Here is a 299-nt window from a genome sequence, read left to right as displayed (position 1 = left end):
GATAAAAAAGCATTTGGCGTTTACAAATCGGCCGAAGAACACACAAAAATCAAAACCAAACGAAGTAAAGTGATATTTATTTTGCCTTTGGTTCTTATAGTAATTATATTCAGCATGTTTATTGCATATGGCAGTTATAAAGACATATCAAAACCGATAGAGGTCAAAAAAACAACCGAAACAGACAGCAACCAAACCGCACAAAACACACAAACGGCGCAACCCCAAATTGAACAAAGCGGCCAATATCCCCAACAAGAGCCGAAAACAACCGAAAAAGAGGAAGAAAAACCCTATAT

General features: G+C 37.1%; 1 pseudogene. It reads left to right on the top strand.

Going from position 1 to position 299, the window contains the following annotated elements:
* A pseudogene (locus HMPREF2661_RS11630) lies at positions 1 to 299 on the top strand (zonular occludens toxin family protein); the annotation flags it as partial.

Origin of the sequence: Neisseria sp. HMSC061B04 (assembly GCF_001836705.1) — a bacterium.
In the GTDB taxonomy this organism is placed as follows: domain Bacteria; phylum Pseudomonadota; class Gammaproteobacteria; order Burkholderiales; family Neisseriaceae; genus Neisseria.
The sequence above is the reverse complement of the archived record's forward strand: the minus strand, read 5'-3'. Positions and strand labels throughout refer to the sequence as shown.